Origin of the sequence: Methylovorus sp. MP688, from assembly GCF_000183115.1 — a bacterium.
GTDB lineage: Bacteria > Pseudomonadota > Gammaproteobacteria > Burkholderiales > Methylophilaceae > Methylovorus > Methylovorus glucosotrophus.
The window spans coordinates 1965692-1983501 of the sequence record NC_014733.1; the positions used below are offsets into that span (position 1 = coordinate 1965692).

The following is a 17810-nucleotide window of genomic DNA, read 5'->3' on the forward strand; positions in this document are numbered from 1 at the left end:
GCTTGGTCATGGCAGTGAATAAAATCCTGGTAATGGGCCCCTCCTGGGTGGGCGACATGGTGCTGGCGCAAAGCCTGTTCAAAGCCCTGCGCCAGCAGGACCCTGATGTCATTATCGACGTCGCCGCCCCGAGCTGGACACTCCCCTTGCTGGAGCGCATGCCCGAAGTCAATCAGGGCATTGCCCTGCCATTCAAGCATGGGCAACTTGGCCTGCTTGAGCGCATACGCTTCGGCCGCGCGCTACGCCAGGCGCAATACAGCCAGAGCATCATGCTCACTAACTCGTTGAAATCCGCGATCCTGCCTTTTGCGGCCGGCATTCCGCAGCGTACCGGTTTTCTGGGCGAACAGCGCTATGGCCTGCTCAATGACATCCGCCCGCTGGACAAGCACCAATTACCCCGTACGGTGGACCGTTTTGTGGCCCTGAGCCAGCCGCGCGATACAGCAACACAGCGCCCACTCGCCATCAGCAACCCCAGCCTGCAAGCCAACCCGGAGCAAGCGCAGGCTGCGCTTGTCAAGTTGGGCCATACCCTGCCGCAAGTGCCCGTATTGGCGCTTTGCCCAGGCGCCGAATATGGCGAAGCCAAGCGCTGGCCAGTGGAATACTATGCGGAGGTCGCCCGTGCCGCGACGGCCCAAGGCTGGCAGGTCTGGTTGTTCGGCTCGGCTAAAGATATTCCCGTCACGCACGAGATCAACCGCTTGAGCAATATGGCTTGCCTGGACCTGGGAGGAAAAACCCAACTGGGCGAAGCCATAGACCTGATGGCCTTATGCACCGCCGTCGTCAGCAATGACTCCGGCCTGATGCATGTCGCCGCCGCTCTGGATAAAAAACTGATCGCCCTTTACGGCTCATCCGACCCCCACCACACCCCGCCCATGAGCAGCAAAGCCATCATTGAATATCTCGGCCTGTCATGCAGCCCCTGCTTCAAGCGCGGATGTCCGCTGGGACATTTGAACTGCCTGAAGATGATTTCACCTACCAAGGTAACATCCCATTTACTGCCAGCGATCACCCATGAAAAATAGAATCAAGGTCTTGCAGCTTCACCCGGATTACAACGTCAGAACCAGTGATGTATCAGACCTGGCGGAGCAAATTATCAAAGCCCTGCCGCAAGATCAGTTTGAAATAACATCCGCCTATATCAGCGGTGAGCCGCGGGCAGATCAGCCGCGCAGCCTTGCCGAGCATGTGCATTATTTCAATATTCCTGATACGGATATGCGCGGATTGCGGTTGGGCGTTTTATGGAAAGTCTACCGTTTCTGTAAAGCCCAGCAGTTTGATGTGGTCATATGCAATCGCTTCAAAATAGTCAGCCTGATGCTGCAACTGAATAAACTATTGCGCATCCCGCTGTGCGTCGGCATTTCGCATGTGCTGAATGAATACAATCGTCCCTATCGTCGCTGGCAGGTGAAATGGCTGGCAGATCGTCACTGGCAATTCGTCGGCGTATCAGACGCTGTGCGCAATTACCTGATCGGCTATAAGAGCGGCTTTACCGAGCAGAATACCCATGCCATTTCCAATGCCATTGATATAAGAAAAGCCGAGGTATCGCAGCTTGATCAAGCAACCGCAAGAGCCAGACTGGGCTTACCTCTGGACAAGCGAATTATTGGGGCGATCGGTGTTCTTTCTGCTCGCAAGGGCCATCACTACCTGATTTCGGCCCTCGCCAGCATCAAGGATGAGTTTCCTGATGCGCACATTGCCATCATAGGCAAAGGCCCTAACCAGTCCGCCCTCGAAGAGCAAATTAGCAGCCTGGGAATGGAAGGACGAGTGCATCTGCTAGGGTTCAGGGATAACGGTCTGCAATACGTTAAAGCCTTTGACATCTTTGCCATGCCCTCGCTCAAAGAAGGCTTGCCACTCGCGCTGATGGAGGGAATAAGCGGCCATCTGCCGGTAATCGCCTCCGACATACCCGAAATGCATGACATGATCGTAGGTGCAGGCGGAATCGCTGTTTTGCCTAAAGATGTCGCCGGTCTCACCCAAGCCCTGCGTCAGTATCTGGCTCTGGATCTGGCAAGCCTCCATGCAAAAGGAGAGCAGGCTTTCCATTATCTTGCCCAGCACCACGCGATTGAAGATTACCGCGAACACTATTATCAGCTCATCACGCAACACCTTGCGTCCATCTTAAGAAAGTAAGGCTAAATGAAATTCCTCAATTACCTGCGCAGCCCTCAATTTGCCATCTATGCCGTCGCCGCCTGGATGGTCAGCTTCCTCGTCATCACGGGTTCGCAGGCACATAACAATGTAAGTTACCTGATCCTGATGTTACCCACTCTGGTGAGTTTGCGTTTTCAGGAGGTGCAGGATTTTTTCAGAAATCGGCTCGGGCAATTACTGCTCCTGATGATCGCGACCTTGATCCTCGCAGCCATTCTGGGAGACGGCTCACCACTGCAGCAGGCCAAATTCGGGGCCATTGTTTTACTTCTTTATCTGGCAGTGGCTCGCTTGCCACTATTGAATGAAGACACCGTATATAAAGCAGCCTGGGCATTTCTTGGCCTGATAACGGTATATGTTCTGGTGAACATGGTCATGCAATATGCGCATGGGACCTGGGTGCCTGGAATGCGCTTGAGCGACCTTAATGCCAAACTGGAAAATGTGATTTATGTAACGAACACCATGGGTGGCATGCTGGCAGTGATCACTTTGCTGGGCATGCGTGCGAAAAAATATCGTGCCGTGATTACTGCTCACCTATTGGTACTGCTGGTAGCGCTCACCATTTTGCAAACGCGCAGTATCATTGGGGTCTGGGCACTGATCATGCTGCTCACCTATTTCAATTTCTATCACCAGAAAAGCAAGCGTGCGACCTTAGTCATCATCAGCATTGCCCTTGCCGTTGTCATCGCCATCACTTTGCTGCTGATCTATACGCCAATTGGTGCAAGTCTGCTGCAGCGGAATTTTTATCGGCCGGAAATCTGGCATGGTTACATCGCAGAAACCTTGCGCTGCGGGATATGGATGGGCTGCGGACCGGAACATGCGTTTCAATACATCTCTCGCGATGGAAATGTCATGGTCCATCCACACAGTGTGTTCGTTACGCAGTTTTATAAAGCAGGACTGATTGGGGTAATCCCGCTGCTGGCACTGACCATTCTGGCGATTACCCAGGGACTGCGTGCAGGGTCATGGGCAGGATGGTATCTTGCGGTCGGTGTACTCGGATTGTGCTTTGATGGCAGCAGTTTGGTGCATAGCCCCAGCCAGCGTTGGCTCGTCTTTCACTTGCCGCTGGCGCTACTGATCGCGCAACAGCTCAGACAGACATATGCCGATCGCACATTGAAAGCCTCTGCTTAAACTTGCATCGCCTCCAGCAGCGCTTGCGTCCGGACTTCCCAGGTAAAGCGCTGCTGAAATGCCTGATGGCCACGTTCTGCAATCCTCATACGCTCTTCAGGATGCTGGAGGTAAAACTCGACTTTTTCCTTCAGCTCTGTTGAGCTTTTAAAGGTCTCTAGTTCCTGACCTAATTCAAAGAGTTCGGAAACCTCATCACAATAGTCCGTCAGTAGAAAACGGCCAGAAGACAACGCTTCAAAAATACGCAGATTAATGCCTGTTTCGGCTCCATAAAATTGGGAACGCGTGATATTGAGTATGATCTTGGTGTCCGCAAACAACTGAAACAGCTCAGTGCCCCACACCGTTTTATTCGTGATCTTTTCTTGTAGCTGGGTCGACATCAGGCCCTGGTTGCGCTCCCAGCGACTACCGTAAATCGATAGATGATCCCGGATATGCTCAAGTAAAAATATGCGTCTCAGATCACCGCTGCCCACAAACAGAACATCATGCGACTCGCCAGAAGGCGCGGGAAGATGTATGGGCATTGCGCCATACGGCATGTAGCGAGTGTTGGGTTGTGACGTGCGGCAGAAAAAGTCTGTCATCACTTGGGAAAAAGAAAATATGCCGTCATAAACCGGCAATTCGCTTTTCAGAAAGAAAACAAATTCCCTTCTCTTCGAATAGATATTGCAGCTATCCGTATCGTAAAGATAGAGCTTTATTTGATAGCGATCGGCCAACTGACGTAAAACAAGAGGACTGATAAAGCGATAGATAAACCCCACGACCAGAATATGGCTAGGGCGCTCGCGCTTGATGATGCACTCCAGCTCTTTGTGCTGCGCGCGCGGTAAATGATAAAAAGCGTCACTGTCTTGCTGTCGATTTACAGCTTTTGTAAACATGGATCGCAGTCTGTACAGTGGGATTTTATCCAATGCTGCGAGATCAACATAACATGCATCACGCCCCAGCGCGCTGCATGTATCACTAATCTCGCGGGCCAAAGGCACCCCACTGATACCATCCAGTATCAGAATCTTGTTCGTCATGGCAAATCCAACCCGGAATTACAATTGATTGATAATGCGCTGGATGAACGGTAAGGAGAAAAAAGAAGTTCGTGCAGCCTCATCGGAGAAACGATGGGCCAAGAGCTCTTGCGTGACAAGAGAGTAACGGGATATTTTGTGATCTTTTACACTTAACATGCAAGAAGCAAGCGCCTCGACATCCCCCAGCGGGAATAAGGTGCCCACGCCCGCTACTACTTCCGCCCCGCCCCCACTGTTGCTGCAGATAATGGGAAGGTCAGCAGCCATAGCTTCAAGCAGGACCATGCCAAAAGGTTCATGGTCTGAGGTCAGGACAAACAGATCAAAAGCACGGAAATAGCGCCGTGCGTCGGGGATGACGCCGAGGAAGCGCACGCGATCGGCAATATTCAAGCTATCGGCCAGCGCCTTGAGCTCACGCTCCAGTGGGCCTTTACCCAGTATCACCAGTTCGGTGTTGGCAGGCAGCTCTGGCAATGCCCTGGCATAGCCTTTCAACAGCGTAGCCTGATCCTTGTCGTGATGCAGGCGCCCGACATTGGCGATCACATACCTATCCTCGGGCAATTGCAGGGCTTGGCGCGCCTGATCGCGAGGGACCAGCGCGGAGGTAACAGCCTCCACATCGATGCGGTTATACAGGGTTTCAATCTGCTCAGCTGGCCAATGGGAAAGATGGGAACGCATTTCATCGCGCACGGAATCTGACACACATAGCATCAACAGGCGTTTGCGGCAGAGATTAACGAGCAAGCGGCGCGAGAAACGGCCAAAGTCATTGTAATTGTGATGAATACTGACAACGGGCAAGGACGTAGCCAGCAGCGCCACATAGGTAGGCTTGGCGCGATGTGCAATGCACATGACGAAGTCGCGCTCGGCAACCAGCTTGCGTACCTTGGCAATCGCCGCCAGCTTAAGTCCGCGCACCTGCTTGCTGCTGAAGCCTAAAAAAATCACCTCATCAGAAGCACTGCCGCGCACGACCTCGGGATCCGGCTTGCCTGTGAGATACACGGTTACCACCTTGTAAGGAGATCCATGAAACAAGGCAGCGTATTGACGGGCGCAATCCAGAAAAGGCGGATAGTAACTATGGCAGATATGCAGGATATTCATGGGTTCAGGTCTGGGGCAGATATCTGAATTTTGATCTCAATGTGGCCTGATCGCGCGTGGAAAGATCACTCGCGGCAAAATAAGCCTCGATGAATGCTTGCACCGCCTCCGTAGCCACCATGTCCCAGTCGTGCTTGAGCCGCTGCAGGTGGCGAAAATTGCGGGCACGATGCCCAACATGCAGTCGATGGCGGTACAGCTTGAGATCGGCAATATCAATCAAGCCCAATGCGTTGTCTGGCGTAAGCACGACATTGCCAAAATGCAGGGAGCGGAAATAGACACCCCGTGCATGCAGATCTGCCACAAAGCGCCCAAAATCCGCCATCAACTTGTTGTCCAATTCGCCGGCCTGCGCTAGCTGACGCAAGGTCCTGCCTGGCAATGGCTGATACAGAACGGCCGTATCGGCACTCCCCGTAAAATGCAGAAGGCGGACGACCTTGACCGTAGGAATCCCCAGTCTTGCCAGGCCATCTGCATTACGGCAAAAATGCCTGGCATAAGAATAAATACGCGCCAGACTAAGCAAACGGCGCACCCGAAACAGCTTGAAGATGCGGCCGTCGGACAATTGCAGAACTTTAACGCCCCGGGCATCCTGCTCGAGGATCCTGGCTTGGGCGCGCAGCTGTTCGAAATCCTGCGCGGAAAGCGCTTCACTCTGCCGCCCAAACAGGCTGGATATGCGATGGATCATGCTGCAGGAAGTTGTTCTAACTGTGCGACAACACGAATGCCATGCTGCTGGGTGTAGCTTTCCCACTCAGGGAAATCGGTCCACGCGTGCATGAACACGAAATCCAGCCCGGCCCGGGTAGAGGATTCATGGTCATAACGGCTATCGCCCATGAACAAAGCAGGCTGCCGGATATTGCCCGTCGCCAGTTCGCGGGCGAGGATCTGATCCTTGTTATCCGGGCTGCCGAAAATGCCGCCGTCGAACAAGTCCAATATACCGCGCTCGGCAAAAATGGCCCGCAGCTCCTCCTGATCGCCACCCGAAATCACCAGCCAGTTGCTGCTGGATGTCTGTTCCCGCAGCGCTGGCAAGCCTGGCGCGATTTCGCAGGTAGAGAGCCGCTTACGCACTTCTCGGCCAAAGTCGGCCAACAGAAAGTCAACATCCTTGCGGCTGGAAGGCCGCTGAAGAATATCGGTAAGGAAGTATTCGAATTTTACAAAGCGGGAGATGCCGCCGAGCTTGATGTGGTAATCGACCAGCGCTTGCGCTTGCTGATCATTGGCGCCAAAGTTTTTGGCGGTCGCGAAATAGGCCTCAATTTTCAGGAAATTGGAATTGAGGATGACACCGTCACAATCAAAGACCAGGCTTTGATATCGCGCTATATTCATGTTGAGCCTGACCGGATTGGCATCGCGGCTGACCTCCGGGGGATCGTCAATCAGCCGCGACAATTTCCAAAATTTAGCAGGCGGCCCCGATCAGGGCCGCGACTGCATTATGCTGCTTTGATCGCGCTGGCTTCGCGGGCCAGTTTGGTAATGTGAGCCCAGTTCTTGGATGCGACCGCATCCGCAGGGGTCAGCCATGTACCGCCACACACCACTACGTTAGGCAGCGCCAGGAATTGGGGTGCGCTTTCTACAGTCACGCCACCGGTTGGGCAGAACTTCACATCGCCGAATGGGCCAGAAAAGCCCTTGAGCAGATTGATGCCACCCACAGCAACCGCTGGGAACAGCTTAAGGAAGTAGTAATCATCGGCATTGGCCTGCATGATTTCACTGCCGGTAGAAACACCTGGCAGCAGTGGCAAACCGATTTCACGGGCAGCCAGACCCAGCTGACTGGTGTAGCCAGGGCTCACCGCGAACTGGCAACCAACATCCTTGCAGGCTTGTGCATCCTTGATGCTGCGCACGGTACCGGCACCGACGATGGCATCGGGCACAGCCTTGGCAATGGCTTCCATTGCCTGCAGCGCTACCGGCGTACGCAGGGTGACTTCCAGCACCTTGATACCGCCTTCGAGCAAGGCTTCTGCCATGGGCACGGCATCTTCTACCTTGTTGATGACGATAACCGGAATGACCGGGCCGTGATTAGCTAAGTCTAAAGTGTTCATTTCACATCCACATTGATATCAAGAAAAGAGTTGCGGGCAGAGTGCAGGCTCGCCAAACCGGTGACTGATCCGCATACCCGAAGCATACGGATCAGTGATCAGATCAAATCCAGGTAACGGCACCTTCTTCGGCACTGTGCACATTCTTGCGCATGCCACCGAAGAGTTCGCGACCAATACCATGGCCGTTGTTGTGCTTGTGCGCTTCGGTCATCACCGCCTGGGTGCGTGATTGCCATTCATCTTCATCCACCAGCGCATTCAATGTGCCGACGATGGAGTTGAGGCGAATCATGTCGCCGGTACGCACTTTGCCAATCGGACCACCCGCCAGGGCTTCCGGGCTCAAGTGGATGGCCGCAGGCACCTTGCCTGAAGCACCACTCATGCGGCCGTCGGTCACAATCGCCACCTTGAAGCCCTTGGCTTGCAAGACGGACAATGGCGGCGTCAGCTTGTGCAGCTCAGGCATACCATTGGCACGTGGACCCTGGAATCGCACCACGGCCACAAAGTCTTTTTCCAGCTCGCCACGCTCAAACGCCGCCAGCAGTTCTTCCTGACCGTTGAATACAATCGCTGGCGCTTCGATCACCTGGCGATCTTCAGGCACAGAAGAAGTCTTGATCACGGAACGGCCCAGATTGCCTGTCAGCAGGCGCAAACCGCCAGATGCGCTGAATGGCTTGCTGGTCGTACGCACGATGGTTTCATCCACGCTTTCCACTGGCAGGTCGACCCATATCAGGCCGTTGTCAGACAGCTCAGGTTTCTTGCAGAAATCGCGCAGGCCACCCAGCACCACAGACGAAACGTCGTCATGCATGTAACCGCCTTCAACCAGTTCACGAATCACGAAGCTTGGACCGCCAGCATTCTGGAACTCATTCACGTCAGCCGTACCGTTTGGATAAACACGGGCCAGCAATGGGGTGGATTGCGACAACTTGGAGAAGTCGGACCAGTCAATGATGATGCCGGCAGCACGAGCAACCGCCACCCAGTGAATGACGTGGTTGGTACTGCCGCCAGTGGCCAGCAGGGCAACAATCGCATTCACAATCACGCGTTCATCGACCAGACGGCCAATCGGGGTAAAGCGCTGGTTCTGCGTAATCGAGAGCACGGTTTTCACCGCTTCGCGGGTCAGCGATTCGCGCATGCCTTCATGCGGATGCACAAACGCCGCACCTGGCACATGCAGGCCCATGGCTTCAAGCAGCATCTGGTTACTGTTGGCGGTGCCGTAGAAGGTACAGGTACCGGCACCGTGGTAAGCCGCAGACTCGGACGCCAGCAGCTCTTCACGGCCCACCAGACCCTGGGCGTATTTCTCGCGGACCTTGGATTTGGAGGTGTTATCAATGCCGGTGCTCATCGGGCCCGCAGGCACGAATACACAGGGCAGGTGGCCGAAATGCAGGGCGCCGATCAGCAGACCTGGAACAATCTTGTCACAGACGCCGAGCAGCAGGGCTGCATCGAACACATCGTGCGACAGGCCGATGGCGGTTGCCATGGCAATGGTGTCACGCGAAAACAGTGACAGCTCCATGCCAGGCTCGCCCTGGGTGATGCCGTCGCACATGGCTGGCACGCCACCTGCCACTTGCACGGTGGCGCCATGCTTGCGCGCTTCATCACGGATGATATCGGGATAGGTTTCGTAAGGCTGATGCGCTGACAACATGTCGTTGTAGGCGGTGATCACGCCGATGTGCGGTGCCTTCTCGGCCACCACACGGAATTTGTCGTTGTTGGGCAGGGCCGCAAACGCGTGTGCCACATTGGCACAGCCCAGACGATCTGCGCCACGTGGGCGCTGAATGATCTGATCGATACGTTGAAGATATGCCTGACGGGTGGGCGCACTGCGTTCGCGAATGCGTTCCGTAACCTCGTTGAGTATTTGTTTCATTAGATGTTGGGCGCTATTTATAAAGTGGGATCAGCCTTGGATTATCCTCAAAGCGCATGCCCCCGTCAAATGAAAGGGCATGCAAAACCCGCCATAAATCAAGGGATAATCGCACAGGACATGAAGAAAAATCAGGGAGTTGCTGTTTCCTTGACGACAAGTACATCTTCCATGATCAGGTACTGCAGATCACAGCCGTAAAACATGTTCAGGGCATCGGCGGGACTGCAAATCATGGGCTCGCCACGGCGATTAAGCGATGTATTCAACACCACAGGCACGCCGCGCAAGCGCTCCAGTTCCTCGATCAGGGCGTAGTAACGCGGATTGGTTTCCCGGGTCACCACCTGGGCACGCGCGGTGCCGTCCTCATGCACCACCTCGGGTATGCGCGGCTTCCAGTGATCCGCCACGTCAAAGGTGAAGGTCATGTAAGGCGCGGGATGCTCGGTCTGCAACAGATCGACTGCCACGCGATCCAGCATGCTGGGGCAGAATGGACGCCAGCGTTCGCGGTATTTGATCTGGGCATTGATGCGGTCTGCCACGCCCGGATGGCTGGGGTCACCCAGGATACTGCGGCAACCCAGCGCACGCGGACCAAATTCCATGCGGCCCTGGAACCATGCCAGCGGATTACCCGCGGCCAGCAGTTCGGCGCCCTTTTGTGCGGCATTTTCAATACGGTAAAACACAGGCTTGGCCGGATGCACTTCGCAAGCGGCAATACATTCTTCGGTGGTGAAGGATGGGCCAAGGTAAGCATGCTGCATGGCCTGCACCGGCTCACCGCGCTCGGCTGCCACAAAACTGGCCGCGCCCAGCGCCGTACCGGCATCGCCAGAAGCGGGCTGCACAAACAGCTCTTTAACGCCCGGCATGGCGATGATGCGCTGATTCAGCTTGACGTTGAGCGCCACGCCACCCGCCATACAAATACGGCCGGTTTCACGAATGATGTCACCCACATAGTGATCAATCATCTTCATGGCAATGTCTTCCAGCAAGGCCTGCACAGAAGCCGCGTAGTGGATATAAGGATCGTCGATCTCATCACCTTCGCGCTTGGGGCCCAGCCACTCCACCAGCTCGGGCGTAAAGTAATAGCCCTTGCCTTTTTCCTTGTAGCGGCGCAAACCCACCACATTCACCAGCTTGGTGTTGACCTTGAGATCGTCGCCATCAAACTCGACCAACCTTGAAAGATCGTACTTGGTAGGGTCGCCATACGGCGCCATGCCCATGACCTTGAATTCGCCATCCAGCATCTCAAAGCCCAGGTATTCGGTAATCGCGCCATACATGCCGCCCAGCGAATCCGGATCGTAAAATTCCTTGATCTTGTGGATCTTGCCGTTTTCACCGTAGCCAAAGAAGGTGGTCGCGTATTCGCCCTTGCCATCAATACCGACAATCGCGGTTTTTTCCTTGAAACCACTCAGGTGATAGGCGCTGCTGGCGTGTGCCAGATGGTGCTCCACCGGCACAAACTCGGCTTTATTGATGCCGAGATCGCGCATCAGCTGCATGGCCTTGTCGCGGTTGCGGCGGTAGCGGCGATTGCCGTTGAACAGCGCATCCAGCGCACGATCAGGCGCATACCAGTGGCGCTTGGCGTAATGCCAGCGCGCTGCCGAACTAAGCGGAATCTCGCCGTAGGGAAAGGCCACCACATCGACCTGATCAGGCCGGACACCCGCCTCTTTCAGACAGTAGCGTGCAGCTTCCAGCGGCAATTTGTTCTTGGCGTGCTTGTCGCGTATGAAACGTTCTTCTTCGGCAGCGGCAATGATCTTGCCATCCACCATAATGGCCGCTGAAGAGTCGTGCCCGAGAGCACCGGATAATCCTAAAATAATCATGTTGGTTCGCTTAGTTGATGGAGATGCCAGCTTTTTTCAGAAAAGCGGCGTCACGATAAATGTCGGCAAAGGCATGCGCCAGCATCCGGTAAACCCGGGATTGCGGCGGCCAGTTTCGCATAAAGCGGCGTAAATCGCGCGCGTGGTATCGCGCAAATCGGTAGCAGGACACATGCTCCTGCATACTGTCCAGATCAATCAGGTATGGCGTGGTATTCACCATTTTGATATTGCTTGCCTTGCAATCACCGTGCGAGATTTTAAGCAATTTCAGCTGATAAAACATCCGGGCAATATGACGGCATGCCTGCAGATAGTCTTCATCACTCAGATTCGGCTGCTCAAAATACCCACTGACATCCGGCGCATCCAGATACTCTGCCAGCAGATAAGCCCGGCGGCGAAATGGCCCCCAGCGCTCTTCCAGCAAGGCTAGCGGCTTCGGCGTACCTATGCCATACCGTTGCAGACGAAAGCCATTGCGCCAGGATACCGCTGCGCGACTCTGGCGCCAGGCACGGCCAATGCCATGCCAGAAATTCTTGATATTGTACCTTTTAATCACCACCGGCACGTTATCAAGATCATGCCTGACCACGGTGCTGGTGTTACCCCGCTTCAGGGCTTCTGCAGTTGCCACCTGGCTGATCCAGCCATCCAGTTCGACAGGCGATGGCACGGCCAGCAAGGTCATGGGCGGTTGTCTGTTGATCGCAGTAAACAGCGCGGACGTCTTGTGCACCAGGACGTCAGAACAGGTGCGCAAGACTTTCTTGTCAGCATATTGATAACTGGCATACCAGCGGCAAGCATCGATCAGGCGGCGCAGCAAAGGCGAGACCGATCCCGCGCCCAACTGCCTGACTTCACGGTAGCGCTGCACCAGTGCAGGCAAGTCGCGATCCAGCACTTCCGGGTCAAGCTTGGCGAGCAATATCGCCAGATTATGCCAGGCACGCCATGACGAACAAAAACGCCCCAATGGGCGAATGCCATCGCCGTCTATCGCATGCACTGTCGTGTTTTCAAGAGTACCGTGTTTAAGAGTACCGTTTTCAATCAGGAAGTTCTTGGGATACATATCGGTCTGCACAAGGCCAGCTTCATGCTGGGCGGCAACGGCTTCGACCAACTGGCGAGTGATGGCACTGCGTCCCGATGCATCGGCAGCCTGCAGGGCCTGCTCGGCATTTTCGGCCCCCGTCAGTGCCTCATACAGCAAGACCTGCATATCGCCCGCCTGGCTGCTTGTCTGCGCGAGCAAGGGTGGCGTGGCGAGATGAGCTTCCAGCAGGCGCTTTACGCCATTGGCGTCACGCTCGGCGTAATGCGCTGCGCGCTTGCCCATGAAAACCTTGGCCAGCACTTGCCTGCCCTGCCACTCACCAAAGCAGACCAGTCGGCGGCCGGGCAACACCCGCAGATGCTGGCCGATACGCAAGCTGCTGCCATCCGCCAGCATCAGCTCTGTATTAATTGCCAGCGTGACATTCATTGCCATGCTCATGTTGCGCTGGTCTCCATTAAACCATCATCCCCACTACTTGGCCTTCACCCGCGCCATGATGCGCTGGTAGTTTTTTACGCGTTTATGATCCTTGCCCAGGCCATTGACCAGCGACACCGTGCCCGCTTCCACGTGATCCAGATACTCGAACATATGCTGCGGCGGAATGGCGACGAAGCGGTAACCCGCCGCCTTTAATCTGTCCTGCATTTCGTAACCGGGGATGCGCTCCGTCATGGCAAAACTCAATGCCTGCTGGCGAATGATGTCGACGTTCCACAAGGTGCAGAAACTCTTGAGGTAGATTTCATAAAACAGCCGTGGTTCGCGGGTATCCAGGCCCAGCGCCACCTTGGCGCGGCGATAGTAATACTTGGTTGCGCGTATAAAGATGCGCCAGGCGGTTTCCAGGCGGGTGCGGCGCACTTGCTCCAGGCAGCCAACCGCGGCCACCCTGTCACCCGTGCGCATATGCGCCAGCATCTGGCGCAGAATATCCACGTCATAGATCAGCGTATCGGTATGCATCAGCAACAGATAAGGCGTTTGCACCCGCTCAAGGATCAGGTCCAGCGCCCGGCCATGTGCCATAAAACCTTTTTCCGGCGCTTCCGCCTTGCGCTCGATCAGATTGATCCAGTCCAGGGACTTCAGATATTCCGTGCTTTCATCGGCAGAATTGTTATCCACCACCCACACTGGCACGACACTATCGCCCAGGGCTTTTTTCAGCAGGTCCAGACAAAGCGAAGTCACCTCGTGCGTCTTGTAATTGACCAGCGCAATGCTGAAATCAACCAGACGCCCCTCCCCGGATACGGGTGTATGTTCAGTATTCATTTGAATGCGATACCTTTTTATCCAATCTTCATCAGCGCGTGATGTCTTCCCGAAACCTGCCGCGCTGTTTACCTCTGGTTTATTACAGCTGGTTTATTACTGCTGGTTTATTTTGCCCTGGGCTTGAGCCTGGCGCGCGAGCGCCTGGCGATCAGCTTGCATACTTCCCGCTGCCAGCCACTGAGCGCGCTGGTTGCGTAATACTGCTTGAAAAAATACAGCCGTTGCGTGCGACTCCAGCCGGTAGTGCGATAGTTCAGGGTCACCAGATCATGCACGGTACGCAGCACAGGCACGCGATTGAAACGGGATTTTTCCAGATCAATCACCACCACCCGGTAACCTGCGCCCTGCCTGGCAGCAAAAAGATGCTTGGCATACAGCGAGCGATGCTGCACACCGGCCAGATGCATCTGCCGCACCGTATGCGCGGTGGCGGCCAGCAACTGGCGTTTCTCGGCGGGCGGCATACGGTTGAATTCCTCACTGGCCACCAGGGCATCCAGCGGCTGATAACCATCCAGCGCGACGGTCATCAAGACGGCACGCACCTCCTTCGCCACATGACGTTCACCAAACAGCATGGGTTCCAGCGTGGGTACGCCATGCGCCTGCAGATGCTGCACCATATCAAACTCGCGCTTGAAGGTGGCCTCGCCGCGCACAGGGTGTCGCCACGATGGCCGCGTATGATTCTGCTGCCGCTTTAGAAAGGCGCCTGTCGTATCGCCTTGCGCCGATGACAGATTCACCCGCCCTACGCCACTCAAGCCACCTCGACCATCATTCGGCGCCTCGACCCACGCCACCTCACGCGTCCATGCGGCATCTACGCTGTCGAGCGCGTTTTCGGCCAGCACGGCTCGCCATTGTGGGGCGATAAAATCAGTCATGGTCAACACCCATCATGCTCAAAAATCAGTCATCCAGCTGGGATGGCATTTTGCCATGGAACTTGACGTACAAACGCTGCGCTCGGGCCGTGACCTGCTCAAGAAAAGCGCGCTCCTGCTGCAAGGTGTGGCGCAGCGGCTCGGCGCGATAAGCGCGCAAGAAGCGCAATATATCGCGGCGGGTCAGGCCGATGTTCATCGCAGAAAAATACAGGGCGGCAATATCCTTCATGCGGGCTACCGGCTGGATGCGTGCGCGTATGCCCACGCGATGCAGATCAATCAGGTAAAGATATATCTCGTTATGCTGCTGCCAGCGGGGCTGGTCCAGGCAAAAATGGCAGATATAAAAATCGCGATGGTTCATGCCATTGTCGTGCAACAGCCTGGCTAGCCGGGCGACTTCCAGAATCAGCCTGCGCTTGAAGGCAGGGTCTGGCAGCGTTTCACCCCAGGGGGCACACAAGGTTTCCAGAGAAATAATATCGCCCAGATCGCGCGTCACCACGAATGACTGGCGACTGGCAGGATTCAGGCCGCGCCAGCCATAGGCCACGCCTGGCGTGGTGGGGATACCCACCTCCCCCAGCTTCTGGATGGCCTGCCATTCGGTAGCGGCGCTGATAATGGGCCAGCGCAGGCTGAACAGGTTTTTGAAAATCTCGCCCCAGCCCACACCAAAATGCTGCTTGATGAAATAGGGTTTGCCATCCAGCTCGCAACGTATGGTTTTGCGGCCCGGTACATCGCGGAACACTTGCCCTTGCAAGCGCATGATGGCATCGAATACGGGATTACCGAGCTTTGAGCGCAGCCAGTCTGGCACGTCGAGCACCTGGGTTTTCAGCCAGCTCATGCGGTGTGCTTCCGTTTCTGGCTGGCGAGCGCCAGCAAGATATTGGCCTCAGCACGGCCATCGTTGGCTTGCATGAGCTTGCTGGCATAGGCAATACCATTCTGACGCCAGCGCTCGGTCTCCGGCGAGACCAGAATCTGGGCAAACAAGGTATTGAAGGCCTGCTGGTCAAACGGCGCGGCAGCGACCATGCCGGCATCGGCATCCAGCACATGGTGGGCGTAACCGCAGGTTTCGGTCACCAAGGCTGGCAAGCCGGCCGCCAGTGCTTCGAGAATCACCAGCCCGGTATTTTCACGATACGCGGGGTGTACATAAAGATCAGCGCCCTGCATCAGCCAGGGAATATCGGCGCGGCCTTTGGCGATGACCAGCTGGTCTGCGACGCCCAGTTTTTGCGCCATGCGCATGAAGGGGCCGGGCTTATCCTGCCCGATCGCCACCAGCCGCGTTTGCAGGCGTTGCGCCTCCGGTAGTGCCGCCAGGGCCTGGATCGCCCGGTCCAGCCCTTTCATGTGGAAGCCGGAACCGACCAGCAAGGCGATACGATGCTGCGGGTTTAGCTGGAAGGCCTGGCAGAGATGCACCCGCATCTCGGACCTATCCTTTAATGCCAGCCGCTCGGCCGACAAGAAAGGCGGAATATAGTGCATGCGCTCGGGCTGGGTGCCATACCATTTTGCAAACAGCGGCATTTCGGTCTTGGCCACCATCAGTATCTGGCAATCGGAAGCGCGGTCAAATACCGCGCGCTCGGCGGCGGCAAACCAGCGGTAACGCGGCGTAAACCGATAAAGCCAGCTGCGTTGCTGGCGGCTGCGTTCGACAAAACAGGGATCGGCGGCAAAATGTACATCCAGCCCCGGCATACGGTTATAGCCGACCACGCAATCAATATCGCCCTGCTCTTTCAGGCGCGCATGCACGATATCAATGAAGCGCTGATAGCGCTGAAAATTGAACCACGCCTGCACCGGAATCACATGCACGTTGATGCCCTGGGGGATATCGCCCTCCCACGACAGCGTATAGATATCGACCTGATGCCTCTGGCTCGCGAGATGGCTGGCTGTGCGCAACATATCGCGCTGCATGCCGCCAAATGGGAAATATTTAAATACGATAAAAGCGAATTTCACGAAGGGGTACCCGTTATCCTTGATTCATCTGCGACAGGGCTGCCGGGCTCCATGCCCCGGCCTTTCGGGCCATGTCATGATCATGACGGCGGCATGCGCCAATACGCGATTGTATGCGAAAATGGCATTTATGCCGCGTATCCTGATCGTCAAAACATCGTCCATGGGCGATGTCATTCATAATCTTCCCGTCATTTCCGACATTCACGCCCATGTGCCCAATGCGGTGATTGATTGGGTGGTGGAAGAGAGTTTTCAAGACATTCCTGCCATGCACCCCGGGGTGACCCGCATTATTCCGGTCGCGGTGCGCCGCTGGCGCAAACACTTGCAACGCAATGAGACATGGCAAGAGATCGGCGATGTGCGCCGCCTGCTGAAAAAAGATCGCTACGATTACATCATTGATACGCAAGGCCTGCTGAAAAGCGCCGTCATTTCGCACCTCGCCGAGGGAGAGCGTCACGGTTACAACCGATGCTCTGCGCGCGAACGGCTCGCCTCTTTTCTGTACAAGCATACCCATGGCGTTGATCGCCGCCTGCATGCCGTCATCCGCAACCGCGCGCTGGCAGCAGAAGCTTTGGGCTATCCGCCGCCGATTACGGCTCCGGATTACGGCATTGCCAACGGCATGCAGCCCAGCCCGGCGTTTGCTGGCGGCCAATCTTATGTCGTAGGTCTGCATGCCACCAGCCGCGATAGCAAATTATGGCCGGAGCCCAACTGGATCGAGCTGGGCCAGGCCCTTGCCAGCCAGCACATGATGCTGGTGCTGCCCTGGGGCAATGCTACCGAAGAGATGCGGGCAAAACGCATTGCCGCGCAAGTACCCGGCAGCCTGGTGCTGCCCAGGCTTTCACTTTCCGCGCTGGCGCCTATTCTGCTTGGCGCTCGCGCCGCCATTGGCGTGGATACCGGCCTGGCTCATCTTACGGTCGCCCTGAATATTCCCACCATTGCCATCTACACCGATACCGACCCGACCAAAACCGGGCTTTACCCGGGGGCCAAAGCCCGCGCGGAAAATCTCGGTGGCCGCGGTGCCGAGACCCCCGTCAGCGTGGTGCTTATGACATTACAATCCATGTTGCCCACCGAATAAAAAAACGGCGCGCAAAAAAATCATGACGCGCGCTTGAAATATCCAAAGCCACCCCAATTTGCCTGCGTATGG

At 55.8% G+C, this 17810-nt stretch carries 16 protein-coding genes; 4 read left to right on the forward strand and 12 right to left on the reverse strand.

The features are described from left to right. Nucleotides 1-8: 8 nt before the first annotated feature. From waaF to MPQ_RS09330, 3 genes are all read left to right on the forward strand, one after another. Nucleotides 9-1043: a lipopolysaccharide heptosyltransferase II gene (gene waaF / locus MPQ_RS09320; protein WP_013442678.1), complete on the forward strand. Its 1035-nt coding sequence runs from the start codon at nt 9-11 to the stop codon at nt 1041-1043. Then, on the forward strand, nt 1033-2181 hold the full coding sequence (locus MPQ_RS09325; RefSeq protein ID WP_013442679.1) for a glycosyltransferase family 4 protein: 1149 nt from the start codon (nt 1033-1035) through the stop codon (nt 2179-2181). Before waaF ends, MPQ_RS09325 begins: the two co-directional genes overlap by 11 nt. 165 nt (nt 2182-2346) lie before the next feature. Further along, complete coding sequence (locus tag MPQ_RS09330) at nt 2347-3363, forward strand: hypothetical protein (protein ID WP_148225283.1); 1017 nt, start codon at nt 2347-2349, stop codon at nt 3361-3363. Here MPQ_RS09330 and MPQ_RS09335 read toward each other — a convergent pair. From MPQ_RS09335 to MPQ_RS09390, 12 genes are all read right to left on the reverse strand, one after another. After that, entirely contained in the window at nt 3360-4406 is a 1047-nt protein-coding gene (locus MPQ_RS09335) for a glycosyltransferase (RefSeq protein ID WP_013442681.1), read from the reverse strand. The two genes, MPQ_RS09330 and MPQ_RS09335, sit on opposite strands and share 4 nt — an antisense overlap. Nucleotides 4407-4424: 18 nt before the next feature. Next, nucleotides 4425-5528: a glycosyltransferase gene (locus MPQ_RS09340; RefSeq protein WP_013442682.1), complete on the reverse strand. Its 1104-nt coding sequence runs from the start codon at nt 5526-5528 to the stop codon at nt 4425-4427. A 4-nt stretch (nt 5529-5532) separates the two neighbouring features. Continuing rightward, a complete protein-coding gene (locus MPQ_RS09345; protein WP_013442683.1) occupies nt 5533-6228 on the reverse strand; it encodes a toluene tolerance protein in 696 nt (231 codons plus the stop codon). Then, nucleotides 6225-6947, reverse strand: a complete 723-nt coding sequence (locus MPQ_RS09350; protein WP_013442684.1) for an HAD family hydrolase — start codon at nt 6945-6947, stop codon at nt 6225-6227. Before MPQ_RS09350 ends, MPQ_RS09345 begins: the two co-directional genes overlap by 4 nt. A gap of 44 nt (nt 6948-6991) precedes the next feature. Then, on the reverse strand, nt 6992-7618 hold the full coding sequence (gene eda / locus MPQ_RS09355; protein WP_013442685.1) for a bifunctional 4-hydroxy-2-oxoglutarate aldolase/2-dehydro-3-deoxy-phosphogluconate aldolase: 627 nt from the start codon (nt 7616-7618) through the stop codon (nt 6992-6994). 103 nt (nt 7619-7721) lie between these two features. After that, nucleotides 7722-9536: a phosphogluconate dehydratase gene (gene edd / locus MPQ_RS09360; protein WP_013442686.1), complete on the reverse strand. Its 1815-nt coding sequence runs from the start codon at nt 9534-9536 to the stop codon at nt 7722-7724. A gap of 131 nt (nt 9537-9667) precedes the next feature. Next, nucleotides 9668-11398, reverse strand: a complete 1731-nt coding sequence (locus MPQ_RS09365; RefSeq protein ID WP_041362260.1) for a carbamoyltransferase — start codon at nt 11396-11398, stop codon at nt 9668-9670. A gap of 10 nt (nt 11399-11408) precedes the next feature. Beyond that, a complete protein-coding gene (locus MPQ_RS09370) occupies nt 11409-12905 on the reverse strand; it encodes a lipopolysaccharide kinase InaA family protein (RefSeq protein WP_013442688.1) in 1497 nt (498 codons plus the stop codon). Nucleotides 12906-12938: 33 nt separating this feature from the next. Continuing rightward, nucleotides 12939-13745, reverse strand: coding sequence for a glycosyltransferase (locus tag MPQ_RS09375; RefSeq protein WP_013442689.1), 807 nt, complete (start codon nt 13743-13745; stop codon nt 12939-12941). Nucleotides 13746-13852: 107 nt separating this feature from the next. Next, nucleotides 13853-14638, reverse strand: coding sequence for a lipopolysaccharide kinase InaA family protein (locus MPQ_RS09380; RefSeq protein ID WP_013442690.1), 786 nt, complete (start codon nt 14636-14638; stop codon nt 13853-13855). 25 nt (nt 14639-14663) lie between these two features. Beyond that, nucleotides 14664-15494 carry a lipopolysaccharide core heptose(I) kinase RfaP gene (gene rfaP, locus MPQ_RS09385; RefSeq protein WP_013442691.1) on the reverse strand — a complete coding sequence of 277 codons (831 nt, stop codon included), beginning with the start codon at nt 15492-15494 and terminating at the stop codon, nt 14664-14666. After that, on the reverse strand, nt 15491-16633 hold the full coding sequence (locus MPQ_RS09390) for a glycosyltransferase family 4 protein (protein WP_013442692.1): 1143 nt from the start codon (nt 16631-16633) through the stop codon (nt 15491-15493). Before MPQ_RS09390 ends, rfaP begins: the two co-directional genes overlap by 4 nt. 130 nt (nt 16634-16763) lie before the next feature. Between MPQ_RS09390 and waaC the strand changes: the two genes are divergently transcribed. Then, entirely contained in the window at nt 16764-17738 is a 975-nt protein-coding gene (gene waaC, locus MPQ_RS09395) for a lipopolysaccharide heptosyltransferase I (protein ID WP_013442693.1), read from the forward strand. The last annotated feature ends 72 nt before the right edge of the window (nt 17739-17810 follow it).

Excerpts from the sequence above, each read along its gene's own strand:
- rfaP (WP_013442691.1), bottom strand. The coding sequence starts at position 15,494 with ATGAGCTGGCTGAAAACCCAGGTGCTCGACGTGCCAGACTGGCTGCGC.
- waaF (WP_013442678.1), top strand. The coding sequence starts at position 9 with ATGGCAGTGAATAAAATCCTGGTAATGGGCCCCTCCTGGGTGGGCGAC.
- waaC (WP_013442693.1), top strand. The coding sequence starts at position 16,764 with ATGCCGCGTATCCTGATCGTCAAAACATCGTCCATGGGCGATGTCATT.
- edd (WP_013442686.1), bottom strand. The coding sequence starts at position 9,536 with ATGAAACAAATACTCAACGAGGTTACGGAACGCATTCGCGAACGCAGT.
- MPQ_RS09340 (WP_013442682.1), bottom strand. The coding sequence starts at position 5,528 with ATGAATATCCTGCATATCTGCCATAGTTACTATCCGCCTTTTCTGGAT.
- MPQ_RS09325 (WP_013442679.1), top strand. The coding sequence starts at position 1,033 with ATGAAAAATAGAATCAAGGTCTTGCAGCTTCACCCGGATTACAACGTC.
- MPQ_RS09345 (WP_013442683.1), bottom strand. The coding sequence starts at position 6,228 with ATGATCCATCGCATATCCAGCCTGTTTGGGCGGCAGAGTGAAGCGCTT.
- MPQ_RS09375 (WP_013442689.1), bottom strand. The coding sequence starts at position 13,745 with ATGAATACTGAACATACACCCGTATCCGGGGAGGGGCGTCTGGTTGAT.
- eda (WP_013442685.1), bottom strand. The coding sequence starts at position 7,618 with ATGAACACTTTAGACTTAGCTAATCACGGCCCGGTCATTCCGGTTATC.
- MPQ_RS09335 (WP_013442681.1), bottom strand. The coding sequence starts at position 4,406 with ATGACGAACAAGATTCTGATACTGGATGGTATCAGTGGGGTGCCTTTG.
- MPQ_RS09365 (WP_041362260.1), bottom strand. The coding sequence starts at position 11,398 with ATGATTATTTTAGGATTATCCGGTGCTCTCGGGCACGACTCTTCAGCG.
- MPQ_RS09370 (WP_013442688.1), bottom strand. The coding sequence starts at position 12,905 with ATGAGCATGGCAATGAATGTCACGCTGGCAATTAATACAGAGCTGATG.
- MPQ_RS09380 (WP_013442690.1), bottom strand. The coding sequence starts at position 14,638 with ATGACTGATTTTATCGCCCCACAATGGCGAGCCGTGCTGGCCGAAAAC.